Origin of the sequence: Methanobrevibacter sp., assembly GCF_017427765.1 — an archaeon.
Lineage (GTDB): Archaea > Methanobacteriota > Methanobacteria > Methanobacteriales > Methanobacteriaceae > Methanocatella.
On sequence record NZ_JAFRSC010000023.1, the window covers coordinates 1 to 18,023 of the forward strand.

The window sequence follows — 18,023 nt, forward strand, 5'->3', positions numbered from 1 at the left end:
CTTTATATGTAATATATATTATCCTTCAACCATAATCAGCTTGCCCGTTGAAGGATCCTTGTATACTTTTCCCATTTCCATATAACCCTGACCTGAACTGTCTGATGACTCGGGAGTATCATTAAGTTCCTGGCCTTCAGTAACTTCAGTAATATTTGCATTCGACTCCTGAATAGCCTGACTCTGCTCATTAGAAGTATCAGCAAATATCACGCTTTGCATATTCCAGCTGATTACAACAAAAATCAGAAAACCTACTGCAATAACAAGCATTGCATCAACAAGATTTGTGGTTCCGGCCATCGGGTCCTCTTCACCTTCGCTGAATCTCTTTTTACATTTGCGTCTAACCATAGCCAAAACCCCAGTTAATGTTTTAACTTATCCAAAAGAGCATCAACCAATGCATCCAGGTTGGATAAATCCTCTTCATACCATCTTCGTCTGATTTTTGATACGAAATAACCGACAGCACCTGCACCAATACCTACAACTGTTGTATCGAATGCTACAATGATTGCGCTTGCCAATGTATTTACATCACCTGCACCTAAAGCAGCAAGCCCAGGACCCATCGGAATTAAAGTACCCATCAGACCTAATGTAGGACCTATACGGGTAACGATGTCTGTCCTTTCGATTGTCTTTGCAAGTTTTGTCTCTTCAAATTCAATAAGTTTTCTTGCAAGGGTCTGTCTTGAATCAGAGGTTAATGACTCAGAACGCAATACCTTAACCAAAATCACTTTCTGATTTTCATAAAGCTTGGCATTTTTAATTATATTCATCAGTTCATCACTGGAAGTGGCTTTAGAAATTGAGTATATTAATTTCTCAAGCATATCCGGCGTTACTTTTTTTCGAGAAGTATATTCTGAAATAAGACTGCCTAATGTAAGTATTGCAAAAAATGCAAAGATTACCAGAAATATGATTACAGGAATCTGCAAACTTTGCGCAATCATATTCAACCCTGAAGTCAATACTTCAGATCCAGGAATTACTGTTGTCATAAATTATCACCATCAATCCAAATAACTGTTATTTTTAAAGTAAAATCCGCCTAAAAACATTATCATCAACATCAAAGCCAAAACTGCCAGTATATATTCAGGAGATGCTATTGAAATTGCATCCATAGGATTCATAAGCAAAGCGGTAATGTTTGGCAAAAACAAGGCAGAAAGCAAGAAATATATTCCTAAAAAGAACATGAAATTTCCCAATACAATCGGATAAGGCTTATTGATAAATTTAACCAGGTAATTTGATGCGAAATATGTTATAATAATGGTTAAAACCAATGCTAAAGCAACAATTACGCTTAAATTCATAAGTCCCAAACCGACTGTAGGTGCAACCAGCATTATACTTACTATGATTGACCCGAAACAGCACGGACAAGGAGCTACAACCGCCATACATGTAGCTGCTGTAGTGTTTTTTTCAAATACCTTATATTCCCTAATTGTAAAAATGCCTGCCAGAATCATTATGACGGCCATTATCAGGAAAAATTCAAAATTATAAGTGTAAATCAAATCGGTAATCTGAGTTGTGAAAAATGATGATATTTCAGTTAAAACCAAAACACCTCCACCGTAACCGATAGAAACCAAAGCCAAATATCTCTTGGACATGTTGGCAAGTCCGGTAGCCAGACCCAATTTTATTCCGAATATTAAAACAGCTGACAATATTCCCAACTGCCATAACAAATTAATTACTTCCATCCATATTCCCTCTTTAAAAAATTAAAAATAAATGAATTAATCATAATTTCTCATTGAATAATTCATCTAAATTGTTAGTTTTTTTATCTCCGTCTTTATCTCTAAAGTAACCGACTCCAATTATAAGAATTAAACATATTATTCCTAAAACTGCAATTAAACTCAATCCAACTTCACTTGCAGACTGCTGTGTAACCGGATTAATCTCAATGGATTTTTTAACGTCAGCACCTTCCTGTGCTGAAGCACCAACTTCTGAAGAGGATGAACTTTCACCGGCATCAGAAACCGCATCCCCATTGGAGTTTCCATTGCTTTGTGAGTACTGACTGTTTGTAGTGGTCGCATTTGAAGCGATAGTGGAACTTGATGAGGAACCTTTTGTTGGATTTGGAGTTGAAGGCGCACTATTGGAAGGATCTGCACTGCTGTCAGGCGGAACGTTATATGTATTGTTTAAAAATACAGGATTTTGGGTTGCATCATACAATTTAGGAAGCAGCTGTGCCAAAATATCGGGATTTACATACTGAACAGCCCACTGCATCATCGCAATATTTCCGCAGCTGCAGTCACAGCATGCAACGCCGTTTTTTACGGTAGCCTGAGCCCATGTATTTGCAATATCACGCAATGTAGCATCATCGGCATTCCAATATCCTTCATGGGCTGCAGTAAGCATTGTTCCACTCATTGAAATAAGTGAATATGCATTGTTTCCGCTCATCAGCCAATCTTTAACTCCCAAACCATATTTGTCATTGTAATAAGTATTATAAACCCTGTTCCACAAGTCATCTGAAACGGAACTTGGTCTTGTTACCTGCCAGCCGTATAAATTGCTTACAAATTTATTTGACATGTAACGTGCTCCGCTGTAACCTTCATTCATCATTCCTTTAATCCAATTAGGATTGTCATATCTTGCGGCAATTTCCTTATACATCACTTCTTCAAGGGATGAAATATATGCATTATTCTTGTCTGCATACATCAAAACCTTCATTTTAGGAGATTTTCCTGAAACATTTTCAACAGCCATTGATAAACCTCCCCAATAATCAAAGAAGTCATCATTGTCCATAACACCGTACTGATTGGTATTACGGCTGGTTATTATAGTATCGGAATTTGATAATGCTCTAAGGAATACCAAAGAGTTTGTATCTCCCCAGTAATTTTTGGAATACATGTTTCCCATTCTTCCAAGATAAAACTGAGCAAGCTCATCGGTATTGTTCCATGTCCATGACATTGATACCAGTTTGGATATTCCGGCACCATAGTCACCGTTAGGAGGTGCAAAAATTCTTGTTATCGCACATTCACCTGCATAAGTCTCATTATAACCTATACTTAAATAGTAAAGACAGTCTTCAATCCAATGTTGAGCCACGTAATTATCAGTTAATGGCTCATTTGAAACTCCGTAATAATTGATTCCACCAACAACACCTTCAAGAGCTTCTTTCAGCTGATTTCCATATTCGCTTTCCATCAATGTCTTATTATTGATTAAAGTCAGATAGGATCTGGCCAAAGTTACCCTGTATGCGTTGTCTAAAAGAATTGCCTGTGAAGAATATAAATCTCTGAACAGTCCGCTTGTAATGACTGTCACGTCAATCCTTTTTTTGTTCCATCCGTCCGGACGGGTCAAATCATCGAGTTTTATTACTTCAGGCATTGCACCCACTTTCTTTCCGGTAGGATTTCCTTCATCGTCATAACCTGCACTTGAAGAATCTGTCCAGACAGGCTTCATTCCAAGCAGATAAAGAACAGCTGAAACCAGTGCCCCATCGTCCCTTGCGGTTTCGACACACCAGATACCCATGATAACCTTTTCTGTTGTATCGTTTAAATCTGCAAGTGTCAGTAATGCAAGAGTCTTTGCATAATTCCAGGCATCCTGAGTCGGAAGCTCACTTGACTGGTCCTGGAACATGTTTTTACCGGTAGGAAGCACAGACGGCTTTACAACAATTTCTCCTCCTTCACCTACAGGAACGTATCTGCCATTAAGTCCGTCAAGCATTGAATCAAGCTCGCCGGATATGCTTTGATTAATAAGTTCAATGTAGGTTTTTGCAAGATCAAGACAAGCCATCACATTGGTATTGTTAAACTCATCATTTGAATTAATCAGAACAGAAGCCACGTCATCCACATTCCAGTAAATCAGCGCTTTGCAGATATCATATGATTTGTTCATGATAAATTCTCTTTCAAATGCAGACAAATCACTGTAATCTTTGGAATAGTAAATTCTTGAGAGTTCACCAAACAGATTGAGTGTTCCCTGATTGTTGTCCAATACCAAATCATGTGCCATCATTGCACTAACGGTATTGGCCAAATCGGCTTCACTCCAATACTCTCCCAAAGCATGAAGACCCAAAGGATATAAAGTGTCCTGAGTTGATTTGAGAAACTCATTTACCTTTTTGATTAATAAATCGGCTGAAATAGCTTCAACATCACTTTTGTTGAGACCCAAATTAGCCGAATAATCATTGGATATAATCATGTCTTTTATCTTTTGAGCTATCACTTGTTTTTGAGAATCTTCTTTTGCATTATCATAATCATTGACAAAGGTAGCTAATGCAGTAAGATTAGCATATAAATGTGTAAATGCCATTGGAGAAGTTAAATGTGAGATTATAACAGCAAATCCTCTTCTTTTAGCCTGAATTGCTTCTCCCAAACCATCACTGATATAGAAGTATAGCTGAGGAACATCACCAACAACAACAGATCCGTAATCAGTTGCTGATAAAAGTATCTCTTTTCCAGGCAGCCATTCGTGTGTTGCGTGTCTTCCTACAAAAATCATTGAATTTGAATATCTGGTTTGCATATAGTAATAAGCGGCCAGATACTGATGTGTTGGAGCAACTGCAGTACAATGGTATAAATTTTCAATATCAGCTTCCCATCCTCTTTGAGGCTCGGGAGCAATGAATACATTTCCAAATGTCAAGCCCGGAACAACAAAGTAATCAGTTCCGTTCCTGTTTACCACCATGACATCTCCAGGGGCATTTCCCCATCCGTTTAAACCTGAAACGTTTAATTGCTTAAATTCGTCAAAATACTTTAAATATAATTCATAATAATCCTCATTTTGGGTTTTGGCATAATTTTTCAATGCCTCCACAATATTTTCCAAGACTTTTCTGGATTCTGTCTGCTTTTCATCCGGAAGGAGCGCTGCAACCTGATTGAACCAGTCATCAATAGTATCTGAAATTGTAACAGTGTAGTTAAGCTCGACTGCCCTTCGGGTTAGCTCACCGATGTATGCAACGGTTCCGTTTGTCACCTGAATTTTTACAATATCATCAAGAGAGTCAAACCAGGATGTATATTCACTGACCGGAAGCAGAACAACACCGCTTTGATTGGCCAGCTTTTCAAGCTCACCAGGTGCCCAGTTAGCTACATTGATACCGCATTTAATGATTAGATTTTCAAGTTCAGACACGTTTTCAGGCAATCTTCCAACATTATATCCTGCATTTTTCAGAGTATAGAGCATATTGTAGATACTTTTAATAGTATCCAAATAACTGGATCCAATATTCTGCTTTCCCGGAGGATAATTATAATATATTATTGAAATCATCTTGTCTTCATTTAATGTGTATTTCAAATCCACCCAGGAATCGATTCTATCGGCTAAAAGCTCAATATTGCCTTTATGAGGAATATAAGTAGTAATTCTAGCTCCGGTTAAATTAGACAGATAACTTGAAGCACCTCCAATGAAGGTGGCGTCAATTATTCCCTGAGTCTCGGCAATGGTGATGTGCCACCATTTATCGCTTTTTTCAGTTGTAAGACCGGTTGATCCCAATTCCCACTGCTCATTAGAAACATAGTCTGAGTGAACAGCACGAAAGATTGGAACTCCTGCCTTTTCAAAAAAGTCTGTTGCCTTTGTGAAATTTTGGCCTCCCACACCATATGCAACCATTGAAACGATTGCATCAACATAAACGTCATATGCAGAAGAATTGGCCAAAAATCCAGAGATATCTGTGCCTGCACTGGTCCATGATTCAACCATCACAGCCAATTGCTCGGCAGAACCTCCTGCTGCAAAAACAGGAATAACATTGTATCCCCTTGCTTCAAGAGATTCAATTATGGAATAGCAGGTATGCAACTGCTGGGATTCAATATACATTGTACTTTCCAAAACTCCAACAGTACGAGTATTGGAGGAGTTGAAAAATACTTTAACGTATTCATCCAGAGAATACCATCTGTCCCTGTAAATTCCATAGCTTTTGGAGCCTGTAAATGTTGGATTTTCATATTCTACAGAAAAGCCCAAATAATTCAAGACATATAAAATCTGATTTTTCAGATTATCCTTATCATTAAGGTCTTTATAGAGAACCAGATTATTTAAAAAAGAGTTAAAGTCTCGTCCATTTGTATTTATAAAATTGTATACATTAGAATAAGCAATACCCCTTTTTGTATTTTTGAAATAATTAATCAAATTCTCATTTGAAATTCCGGAAAATATCTTGTTATAATTCAGTGTATTATTCCTAATCAGGTTTATTAAACTTGATTCTGAATTCAAATTTCCTGAAGGAGGTTCCAAAATAAGAAATACTTTCTTATTGGATAAACTTGGATTTTTTGCCAAAACACTTGTTAAAACTGAATCAACATCACTGCTTACCCATTCACCGATAAATGCATCACATGAAGATAAATAGCTAATCAACTCATTTTCATCCATTGTTTTGATTTGATCACCGCTTCTGATAATTAAATTTACATCACGAAGAGAGTTTTCATCCAAAAGTTCTACACTTGCCTTATCCAGAATGTTTACTCCCGGATTATCACTGATTATAAATAAAGTAGTTTCACGAGAATCAGTTAAATTCTCATCAAAATTATTAATTGAAATCTTTTTAGAGCCGTCATTGTCTGAAACTTTTAATTTATTCATATCAGAATCCTGATTGACACTATCTGTTGCATTTTCTTCGGCAAATGCAAAGTTAACAGAAATGCTGAACAAAAGCATTATTAAAAGAATCAGGACAATATTCTGTTTATTTCTAAAAAAACTCATTAAAATTCACCTTTATTTTTAAAGGAATGTAGTAAAATTTTATAATAAATTATTACTACATACAATAAATTTGTAATAAAATTAGATATATAGTTTTCTAAAAAAAGTAATACCAAATGGCTTAAAATCGCCAAAAAAGTAATACTAATTTAAATTAAGATTAAAAAGTAATACTAAGTACTTAAATAAAGAAAAAATCAGTAATACTTTCAAAAAAAGTAATACAAAAAGTGGAAAATTCATTAAAAAAGTAATACTTTAGACGTATTTTTAAAAGAAAAAAAGTTAGAGAGAATGAATCTCCCTAGTTGATTGTTATTTTTGTTGTTGCTTTTGAAGCCTTGTAGGAATTGTCACCTGCAAAGTTAACATTTGCTGTGTAGGTACCTTTTTTATTGATGTTTAAATTGAAAGTAGCCTGTCCGTTGGCATTTGTTTTTGCAGAGTATGTTTTACCGGCAACTGTTATTGTAACCTTTTTACCTTCCTTAAGATAAGTTTTACCGTCAATGGATGATCCTGGAATGGTTTTTAAAGTTACTGTATATGATTTTGTTTTTGCAGATGTCTTGAATGATTTGGCGGGAGCACTTATGCTTGTTGTTTTCTTGGTTACGATGATTTTTTTAACAGTGAATGCACCCTGATAGTCGTCATCGCCTAAAAATGCGACTGCAAAAGTGTATGTTCCCTCATTTGCCAGGTTAATCTGCAGTCTTGCCCAACCTGCACTATCGGTTGTGGTATTATATACCATACCGTTGAATCCTATTTTGACCGGTTTTGCGCTAATGGCCTTACCTGAGGCGTCAACCAATTTGACTTCAAAGTATCCTCCACGCTCACCTGCATAATAGTCAATGGAATATGTGTTGTAGTCCTGAGCATTGATGGACGTTGCAACTCTCGGTTTTATCAGATCTTTTATAGTTAAAGAGACATTTGCAGGCAATATTCTGTCGCTGCCATCATATGTAATCACAACGTCTGAATTGGATGACACTTCGATACTGACAGCTCCGTTGTTACTGGTTTTTGTGCTGAATGCTTTGCCGTTTATAGTATATTTTATATTAGCGTTTGCTATTGGCTTTTGGTTTTCATCAACCAGAACGGCTGAAACTGTTCCTGAACCTGAAACTGTGAGCTGTTTAAATTCACTTGAAACTGCAGTGCCTTCAACAATCATATTTGCATAAGTTGAATCATATATATCATCACCATAATAGACAACCACAACATCATGATTTCCGACCGCAAGACTATCCACTGTCAGTGTGGCCTTGCTGTCAAATAGCTGTCTGATATAGTCAACACCATCTACAACAACAAGGATTTCTCCGCTTGCGCCGGGAACTTCGACATTTATTGTAGTGGCTACGCCGATTCTAGGCTCGCTTATAGCCAAATTAATTTTACTGGACAATTTCAATACTTCAATAATCTCGGTTGCATTGGCCATCTCATAATTATCATCACCGGCATAGAAAACGTCTAAAATATGTGTTCCTGCACCGATTTCACTGATAATAATTCCAGTGCAGCCGTCCTCATCCAATGTGAGTTCAATTTTTTCGCCGTCATATATTGCTATAACCTCACCGGTAGCTCCAGGAACATAAATGTCCACATCAACGTCCTCACCAATGCTGACCTCTCCTACGTCGATTATAATCTGGCTTGAATTTTTAGTGAACTTCTCGATTTCGATTTTAATGCTGGCGTCTGACTTGAAATGGGAATTGTCTCCATCGAATGTTATCTGACAGTCATACTTGCCGACATCCAAAAGCAATGGAAGTCTCAACACTCCGTTTTCATCGCTGAAACCTGCAAATGAATATCCTGCCACATCAACATTTATTAATCTGTTTGAAAGAGGTTTTTTAGCTTCATCAACCAAAGTGACATTTAATATTTTAACATCCCTTTCGCCGAAAGTCAAATCGGATGCAAATATCTGAGTTTTACTGACATCAACGGCAAAGGAATCAATAATCGCATCACATTCATAAATTGAAGATGCGGGAAGAGTAATGTTTATGTTATAGACGCCATTTTGGAGATTTGTCAAATCGATTTTTGCCTTGCCGTCAACCAGTCTGACCGGCTTAATCTGCTTGTCATTAATATAAACTATCAGGTCTTCGCTGATTTTGTTTAAGCATGTTATATCCAATGTGGCATTGTTCATTGCCTGAGATATTTTCAAATCCATTATGACATCTGTTTTTGAAAAATCAACGATACCCTCATCAAATGAAGATGAATAGCCTTCGCCGTCAAAAGTTGCTGAAACGTATTTGGACTCGCCTTCAAAGCTGTATTTCATGCTGGCAATTCCGTTGTTGACATCTATTGCATAATCAATGCCCTCAATAGTGAATGTCACATGCCCTTTATTGACCGGATTGCCGTCCTCATCAACAACAGTGGCGGTAATTGTTACCGGATTTTCAAAATTATGATTAAAATCCAAAGTTAAAACCGTATCAAGAGTTCTTAAAATGGTAAAAGCCTTAATACAGGCAACTTGTGATGCATACCAATGGTCAGGATATGAGGATTTCAAATCATATAAATCCAGCCAGTTTTCACCGTCCCAGCTTGCATAAGAGATTCCCGGATAATAAAATTCATGATTTAACTCATAAATCTCGGAAATTGGAAAAGCAGCATCACCATCGACAGTAATGTTAAAAATCACTTCAAACACATCGCCTGCTTTAAGAAGAACCATTTCATCCAAATCAATGGTAAAATAACCCCTATTGGAAGTTCCGGATTTGAATGCCTTAAATTCATCATTTACATTGACAGTAACGCTCCAGTCAGTCAATTCATTAAAGTAGGTTGAAACGCCTGCTAAAAATTCATCGCCCTCGGATGTGAAAACATTTTTATACATCACGCTGGAAGTGGTATTGTAGAAAAAGTCAGTGACTCCAGGAACATCATACTGGTAATTCTTATCGAACTTGACAGTGTCATTTAAAATGAAGGTATAAGGAGCCCTCCAGATTTCATCACCCCAAAAGCTAGCATCATAATATGAAAGATAGAAATAACCGTCATCTCCCCAATAATCACCCCAACTGTTTTTTATAATCCATGCCCCATCGTCTTCAGGAGTGCTTTTAAAGTTATTTTTACTGTAATTGTCATCCCATCCGACAATGGTGACTGCATGATTTTGAGATGATTTCTCATTACAGTAATAACCGTATGTCCGGGCATTATAAAACCTGCCCTGATTCATATTGATGGCTATTCCGACAGCCCCATATTTCATCAAAGCCTCCTTGATTGCATCATTATCAGTTGAGTTGTCATGGCGCAATTGCAATACATTGTGAACATGAACAACACTGTTTAAAACAGGAGATAAAACTGAAGGGTCTTCATATTCATCATCAACTTCCAAAACAGGACCCAACCAGCTTAAAAGGTATCCATGACTCATCCTAAAATTTCCACCCTCATTTGGAGTAAAATTCCATCCGTAGTGAGAGTATAAAGCCATCAGGTTTTTCATGTTTTCTTCAGAGAAATCATAAGTAACATTAGCTGCTTTTAAAATGCAGGATTCAAGAATGGTAAGTGCTGTAAAAGCCCAGCAGCTTCCGCTGGTCTTTTGGTCTTTAACACTTGTAACCTGACCCTCATCAATCAAGCTATATCTTGCCGGTAAATTTTCAATAGATTTTGGTGTGAATTTATATAATGTATAGTTGCCGCTTCCTATATTGAGATTGATTTCATCAGTATCATATACATCATCATGTTGGTTGGCCTTATTGTTCCTGAAATTGTTGTCTGTTTTCAAAGTATTGTTCAATTCATTCAGAAGAGAATAGATTGCGCCGGCACAGGAAGCACTGTTATTATAAAAACCATTGCCTTTGACAATATAATCACAGCAATCTATAAACAATGCTCCTCCGTTTAATGCCGAATTACTTTCAAAAGTGGATTTGGTCAGTGAAAAGTCACAGTACATGGCATAGATTGCACCGCCATCCCACCTAGCTCGACAATCGGAACAATTGATATCAGTTAAATACACATTGGAGTTTAATGTGGTTATAGCCCCTCCGAAAGCTCCGCTTGAATTAACGATTTGCAAATCACTTCCATTAAAATAGTCGGAATCGATCACATATATTGCACCGCCATCACCTGCAACGGATGATGAATTGTAGAACTTGGATTTTGATATTGTTACATTAACATTATTTTCACATGCAATGGCTCCACCGATGCCGAATGCTGAATTTGAAATAAACCTTGAATCTGAAACATCCAAAATATCACCTGAAATATAAATAGCACCTCCAAAAGTGGCATAATTTTCGGCGAAAGTACAGTTTACAAATGTTAAAGAACCACCATAACTGCAAATGGCACCTCCAAAAGAATCGCCATATCCATTAACTTTACCCGTACCATTTAAAAAAACAGTATTTGTTGCCTTAAGATTACCTGAATTATCAATTGCACAATCAATCAGAGTAATATTTTTAAGCGTTACGTCATTAGATGTAGTTAATCCCACACCACCATAAGTGATTACTGTTTTATCCACATCACTGCCAATGAAATTTACAAAATCAACATATGCTTTCTTATCAAGAGTATATTCGCCGTTTGCAAGATGAATATTGGAATAATCTTTTAACCTTGAAGATTTCAGATATTTATATGGGCTTTCAAAAGAACCGTTTCCATCTTTTTGAGCTGATGCATCAAAATAATAATCATTATATTTTTCTTTCAACAGATTTTCATCACTAACTGAAACGTAAATGTCAGTATCTGCCGATTGGTCTATAAATAATCCGGTATCATTTTCATAAGCGAAAGATGCCGGAATAATCATCAATAAAACCATCAGGGAGAAAATCAAAATGAATTTATTTAATCGTTTTGACAAATTAATCCCTCAAAATTTTTAATTGTATTTATTTATGTAACCGAAGATATAAAATTATAACTCAGTTCAAAAATCAGTTCAATTTTCTAGCCGAATTGCCTTTTGAACTTAAGATTGAATATCCATATGCAGACAAAACCAAAAATAGAACCGATATTCATCCCGATGATGGCTCCAAGATACACACCAAAGACTCCCATCCCCATATAAATCCCCATTATATAAGCGAAAGCCATGCTTAAGACCAGTTCCCTTAAGACTGTCAAAGCCAATGACTTAAAACCGGATCCGACACCCTGATATGCATATGCGGCAGTCGCTCCGAACGGAATCAGGAAGTTATAAAATACAAGCAGCCTTAAAATTTCAGAAGACCTGCTTACCAGTGCAAGATTGCCTGCCTGGAAATTAAAAAATTCACAAATAGGATAGGCGAAAATGAAAAACAGTCCACTAATCATTAAAGTGATAGCCAAACTCAGCAGGGTTGAATATTTAATTGTCTCATTGAAATTTGACCAGTTACGCGCTCCATAAGCAACACCTGAAACTGTAATGGTTGCAATACCAATAGCCATGCACGGAAGAAACGCAATTGATATGAATCGCCACGCAATAGTAAATGATGCCACTTCACCGACACCTGCAGTTATGACAATAAGATAATTCAGGATGATGGCTACAAGTGAAAATATTATCTCTTCAGTTCCTGCAGGCAGCGAAACGACCAATATATCCTTATATATGGAAAGTTTACGTTTATAATGGCTTAAAGAGAACTTGAAAAAAGTGTCTTTTTTAAAAAAAATCCAGTATGCCATCAAAAGAAAACCTAAAAATGAAGCTATAACTGTTGCCAGCCCTGCACCGAATATTCCTAAATTTAAACCGAAAATCATAATCGGATCCAAAACCATATTGAAAATGGCAGACAGTATCAAAGGATTTGTTGCTCTTCTTATGTCGCCTTCTGCTCGAAAGATGCTTGCGGTAACGTTAGGTGTGAGAAATACAATATTTGCCAAAAATATAATCTGTCCATAGCTTAGGCAATATGTGCTTACTGATGATGCTCCAAGCAATATTATAATATCCTTTAAAAGAAAAATCCCTACAAGTAAAACTATAATCGAAACGATTACCATCAAGATAAATGAGTGGATAACTGCATTATTTGCATCTTCAAATTTACGCGCTCCGACATATCTTGAGATGAGAGAATTTGCACCTGCACCAACACCGTTTCCAAGACCAATGATGACAAGATACAATGGAGATATGAAACCTAAAGCTGCAAGAGCATCGGCATTGATGCCTGCAACCCAAAAGCTGTCAATCAGATTGTTCAAAAACATCAGAAGCATTGACAGAATTGTGGGAAAAGCAAGTTTGTTAATAGCTTTTCTGGGGTTTCCTGTAATCGAGTCGATATTTGAATTCATTTTAATGTTCCTTAAATTAACTAAAAAACAACCAATAAGCAGTCAGCATATCAACCCAATCAGTCAAAAAGTTATGAAAAGAGAGAAACTGATTTATTCGTTTCTGACAATTTTCAAACCGACGTTTTTATCGTCACACATCATGGCAAGCATGTCGAATGTCTGTCTGTTTTTCTTTTTAACCTCTTCATCCAGCTCCTTCCATGGGACGAAATTCTTGCTGTCGGTTTCATTCAAATTGAGTTTAAGCTTGTACCAGCCTTCATGTTCTCTTTTAGCAAAATATTCAACTTCTTCACTGGTAAATTCATAAACTGGTTCACCAAAGTCTTTTTTGGCCACCAAATCATAGCCGCTCTCGTTTAATATTTTTACCAAATGGTCGGCCTGCTTTAAATTTGAAAACTGAATATGTGGCTCCAACTTATAGAACTGTTCTTCACCGGTTGTAGTATCATCAAGTGTACCGGTTTCATAAAGCTGATTCATCTTAAAGGTCAGTGCCCGAAGCCTGCTTCTTACAACCTTCAATCCGATGGAATTCAAAAGTTTAGGAATGTTTCTAACGGCATCCTTGTCGAAATCCTTGATTTCTTCATCATCAAGGTCTTCCCAGTCAACAAGATAAGGAGATGTAAGTCTGTCAGGGTCTTTCTCAGGACCGTAAACCCAGCCAACACCTTCCCTTTCCTTACGCCAGTCGTCATGTTCAAAAATTGCTAAATCTTCAACGTCGTTTGCAGTGAATTGGGTGACTTCAACCATTTCAGTTTCATCGATATGGGCAATTTCACAACCGATCATCGCAAGCTTTTTAGGAATGGATTTTGCCTGGCGGATATTTGACATCTTATAATCTGAACGCAAATCATCAAAGTGACATAGATATTCGCATTTCTCTTCATATTCCTTGATTTTTTCCACATCATTATTTTTCCTAGCTTCTTCCAATTTTTTTCTGGTTGTAATATTGTACTGTTCATTAATCTTTATGGCCAGCTTTTCTATATTCCTTAACAATACGTCCGGTGCCTTGATTTCAGATATTGTAATGTCCCTTTTAATTTTGTCAAGTTTAATATCCGGCAGAATAGCCAGTTTTGCTGGAAAAATGCTGTTTACATCCAATACACTATAAATGAATTCATCTTTTTTCTCTTCAAATCCAAGACCCATGGATCCGTTTTTCAATATGTATCTGACTTTCATGTCCTCTTCGGTAATTTCAACATCAAAGTCATTTACATGGTTTTTCTTTTTATCCAAAACTCCATATGGTCGTCTGTTCCATTCCTGAAGCTCATCACATAAAATCAGGAGATAAGATATTGGTGAATCGTCAGGTTTCAGCCTTCCGAGACTGAACGGCTTTTTCTGCAGGGTCTTATTGTAGTAGTTGTGCAATAGGATTGCGGTTGCACTGTCAACTATAGGATAAAAGAAGAAATCCTTATTTTTCTTGCTGTATTTCTGGATTAGCTTACCGTATGAATTCATTACCAAGATAGCTGAGAAGTATCCGTGGTCGACGAAATTATTGTCGTTCATGTATTTTACGAAGCTGTTTAGATGCTTGAGCAGTTTTTTGAACTTGTTTTTGCCTAATTTGAAGTCAAGACAAATCTTATGTGCCATTATATCGGTAGGCTTGAACAAATCAAGAACTCTGGTTTCATCATATCTGCCTCTGAACTTGTCAGCATAGTTATAAGGGTGAATTTTGACTATTGAATTGAATTCGTTGAAATCCCTAAAGTCGATGTGTGCGTCTACATCATAATTGACTGAAATTGATTTTACCCCATCGTCAATGACCTTATTAATCTGTTTTCCGATAATTTCAAACGGATAACCTATGTCATGGAAAAGAGCTGCAATTCCCCAACGGTATAAAAATTCCTCATGTGAAAATTCTCCGTCAATCTTGTAGTATTTTTTATAGAATTCATTTTCGGTAATGTATTTTTTAAATTTATCCCTGTAGTTTTTGTTTTGGGCATAAATGGCCAGACCAAGGATAAAAACGTTTACTGAATGGATGAAATGGTCCCTTTGCCTGTCGATTAACTCTCCGGTATTTTCCTCATATTTTTTCATTATGTTAACCAAATCAAGAAGAGTGTTAGGCTCGCTTATAAGACTTTCCTGGCTGTTTTCATCGACCTTGTTTTTATCTTCGGGAGTAATCTGATAAATCATCAGAAACATTTCATAAACCGCATTTGCAGTATATGTGGATTCATGCTGCAGGAACACGTCAATTGCCGCTTTTAGAATCTCTTTGTATTTGTGACTATATTTTATGCCTTCGGCATTGGTAAATACCAAATTATCATCATACAAGGTTATCAAATCAAAGAAATTGTCAATATACTGTTTTAAGTTTGATTTTTCGACTGTTTGTTCATTGGAACTATTTTCACCGCTCATTATTTCACCCAAAATAATATTATTTAAATGTATATTGACAATACTAAATAAGCATTAACGACAATTGTTAGAAATATATTACAACATGGTTTAAAAAATAAGAATAAATGTTGAAAATCATCTTTCAACAATCTTTAAATCAACGTTTTTGCACAATTGAGGAAGGTTTGTGAATGTTCGTTTATTGGCTTCCTTGGTGTTGATATCAAGCACATCCCATTCAACAAGATTAGGATTGGTTTTCTTTTCATCATCACGAACTGGACCGTATTTCCAACCCAAATTGAATTTAAGCCTACACCATTCATTATGCTCCCTTTCAGCCAAATATTCAATTGACTCTTCATCCAACGAATCGATTGGAGTTCCTAAATCATCCAGATTAACGACTTCATATCCGAGCTCTGACAATATCTTTACCAGCAAATCAGTCTGTCTGTAGTTTGAATATTTGATGTATTCAGGCAAATCATCAAAGTCGAGAGTATCCTCCTGTTTTGACTGGTAGAATTTATGCATCTCGAAAGTGAGCATTCTGATTCTGCTTCTTACTATTTTCAAGCCTATTGAATCTACAAGAGAAGGAATGTTTTTAACAGGATCAATATCATACTGCTGGATTTCAGGTGTCAAATCCTCCCAAGGCACAAGGCAGTCATGGATTAATTTGGAATCGTCCCTTTCAGCACCATAAGTCCATCCCTGACCGATTTTTTCTTCACACCACTCATCATGTTCACTGATAGCCAGATCAATTACCTCATCATCTGAAAACTCGGTTATGGCCTCACGCTTATCTGAGAGGTTTGCAAGCTCGCAACCAATCATGTTAAGCTTTTTGGGAATTGATCTTGCCTGACGGATATTGGCAATCTTGAGATGTGAGGACAACTCCTCAAATGGTTTTGTCTTTTCTTCAAAATCCTTTTGGACCTTCTCATCGACTTCACCTTTGGCCAGTTTTTCCTCAAACTGAGAGGTGGTGGTTTCAATGTACTGCGCATGAATTTGAAGCGCCAGCTTTTCAACGTTTCTTATCAGTACGTCAGGAGCCTGGATTTCAGATTTGACGATTTCGCGCATTATGCTGTTGTCATTTTGAGGTTCTATATAAATGGACAGGCCTCTTTTAAATATGCCTGATATCACAAGCACATTATTGAGCAGTTCCTGTTTGTCCTGTGAAAATCCAAGACCCATTGCACCGTTTTTGACAATGTAATCAACATCGAGCCGGGTATCATCAATGATTATATTCAGCTCATTTACATGGTCTCTGCTTTTGTCTTTAATACCAAAAGGTGTTCTGTTCCATTCCTGAAGCTCATCGCATAAAATCAGAAGATATGCAAGAGGGCTTTGTCTTGGATGAAGTGCAGGAAGATTAAATGGATTTTTTTGAAGTACATTTCTGTAATAGTTATGCAATAGGATTGCGGTGGCACTGTCAACAATCGGATAGAAGAAGAAATCATGGTTTTTAGCATATTTCTGTATCAGAAATCCGTATGAATTTAAAACCAGAATTGCTGAGAAAAATCCATGGTCTATAAATCCGTTCTCGCCCATGATATCTATAAATTCATCGAGATGTCTAGACACCTCATTTATATCAACGGATGAAAAATCGCTAGCTATCTTGTGGGCCATGATGTCTGTTGGCTTAAACAGATTGAGGAATTTTGCATGAGGATAGATTTTTGTGAATTCATCAGCAAAATTAGGGTCCATCTTAACAATGGCGTTGAATTCATCGAAATCCTTGAAATCAATTGCAGTGTCTGCGCCATATGAACTTGAAATGGATTTGACACTGTCATTAATGAATTTGTTCAATTGCTTGCCTATGATTTCAACAGGATATCCTATATCATGGAAAAGTGATGCAACACCCCAGCGGTACAGGAATTCCTCATCGGAAACCTGTTCATTGGTTCTGTAGTATTTCTCATAAGGACTGTTTAGAACATAAGACTTAAATGCCTCTTTATAATTATTGTTTTGGGCATAAACTGCCAGACCCAAAAGGAAAACATTTACTGAATGGATAAAGTGATCTCTTTGCTTTTCAATCAGATCGCCTGTATTTTCCTCATATTTTTTCATCATCCCAACCAAATCAAGCAGTGTGTTGGGTTCACTTACTATGCTTTCATCGGTTTCCTTATCCGACTTGCCTTCAGCAGTGATTTGATAAATCATAAAAAATGTCTGATAAATCTCATATGCATTATATTCATTTTCCTTTTCTAAAAATACATCAATGCCTGCCTTTAAAAGACCTTTATAATGATGGCCATTATGTTCATCATCATATAGGACCAAATCATCGAAAAACTTATCGATGTACTTTTTAAAATTGTTTTCATCCATTTAAA

Annotated in this window: 8 protein-coding genes; all 8 read right to left on the reverse strand. The window is 36.6% G+C overall.

Features of this window, described 5'->3' with window-relative positions; genetic code table 11:
• Nucleotides 1–18: 18 nt before the first annotated feature.
• Nucleotides 19–354, reverse strand: a complete 336-nt coding sequence (locus tag IJL02_RS06625) for a DUF2149 domain-containing protein (protein ID WP_292813575.1) — start codon at nucleotides 352–354, stop codon at nucleotides 19–21.
• Between the two features lie 14 nt (nucleotides 355–368).
• Nucleotides 369–1,013 carry a MotA/TolQ/ExbB proton channel family protein gene (locus IJL02_RS06630; RefSeq protein ID WP_292813578.1) on the reverse strand — a complete coding sequence of 215 codons (645 nt, stop codon included), beginning with the start codon at nucleotides 1,011–1,013 and terminating at the stop codon, nucleotides 369–371.
• Between the two features lie 12 nt (nucleotides 1,014–1,025).
• Entirely contained in the window at nucleotides 1,026–1,733 is a 708-nt protein-coding gene (locus tag IJL02_RS06635) for a DUF2162 domain-containing protein (protein ID WP_292813581.1), read from the reverse strand.
• A gap of 40 nt (nucleotides 1,734–1,773) precedes the next feature.
• Nucleotides 1,774–6,840 (reverse strand): cobaltochelatase subunit CobN, encoded by a 5,067-nt coding sequence (locus IJL02_RS06640; RefSeq protein WP_292813585.1) that lies wholly within the window; start codon nucleotides 6,838–6,840, stop codon nucleotides 1,774–1,776.
• Nucleotides 6,841–7,144: 304 nt separating this feature from the next.
• Nucleotides 7,145–11,773, reverse strand: a complete 4,629-nt coding sequence (locus tag IJL02_RS06645) for a C1 family peptidase (RefSeq protein ID WP_292813590.1) — start codon at nucleotides 11,771–11,773, stop codon at nucleotides 7,145–7,147.
• Between the two features lie 86 nt (nucleotides 11,774–11,859).
• The gene (locus tag IJL02_RS06650) at nucleotides 11,860–13,215 is read right to left on the reverse strand and encodes an MATE family efflux transporter (RefSeq protein WP_292813594.1); all 1,356 of its coding nucleotides are present in this window, start codon (nucleotides 13,213–13,215) and stop codon (nucleotides 11,860–11,862) included.
• Nucleotides 13,216–13,308: 93 nt separating this feature from the next.
• Nucleotides 13,309–15,645 carry a RyR domain-containing protein gene (locus IJL02_RS06655; RefSeq protein ID WP_292813599.1) on the reverse strand — a complete coding sequence of 779 codons (2,337 nt, stop codon included), beginning with the start codon at nucleotides 15,643–15,645 and terminating at the stop codon, nucleotides 13,309–13,311.
• A gap of 117 nt (nucleotides 15,646–15,762) precedes the next feature.
• The gene (locus IJL02_RS06660) at nucleotides 15,763–18,018 is read right to left on the reverse strand and encodes a RyR domain-containing protein (RefSeq protein ID WP_292813602.1); all 2,256 of its coding nucleotides are present in this window, start codon (nucleotides 18,016–18,018) and stop codon (nucleotides 15,763–15,765) included.
• Nucleotides 18,019–18,023 lie beyond the last annotated feature (5 nt).

Excerpts from the sequence above, each read along its gene's own strand:
- IJL02_RS06625 (WP_292813575.1), bottom strand. The coding sequence starts at position 354 with ATGGTTAGACGCAAATGTAAAAAGAGATTCAGCGAAGGTGAAGAGGAC.
- IJL02_RS06630 (WP_292813578.1), bottom strand. The coding sequence starts at position 1,013 with ATGACAACAGTAATTCCTGGATCTGAAGTATTGACTTCAGGGTTGAAT.
- IJL02_RS06635 (WP_292813581.1), bottom strand. The coding sequence starts at position 1,733 with ATGGAAGTAATTAATTTGTTATGGCAGTTGGGAATATTGTCAGCTGTT.
- IJL02_RS06640 (WP_292813585.1), bottom strand. The coding sequence starts at position 6,840 with ATGAGTTTTTTTAGAAATAAACAGAATATTGTCCTGATTCTTTTAATA.
- IJL02_RS06650 (WP_292813594.1), bottom strand. The coding sequence starts at position 13,215 with ATGAATTCAAATATCGACTCGATTACAGGAAACCCCAGAAAAGCTATT.
- IJL02_RS06655 (WP_292813599.1), bottom strand. The coding sequence starts at position 15,645 with ATGAGCGGTGAAAATAGTTCCAATGAACAAACAGTCGAAAAATCAAAC.
- IJL02_RS06660 (WP_292813602.1), bottom strand. The coding sequence starts at position 18,018 with ATGGATGAAAACAATTTTAAAAAGTACATCGATAAGTTTTTCGATGAT.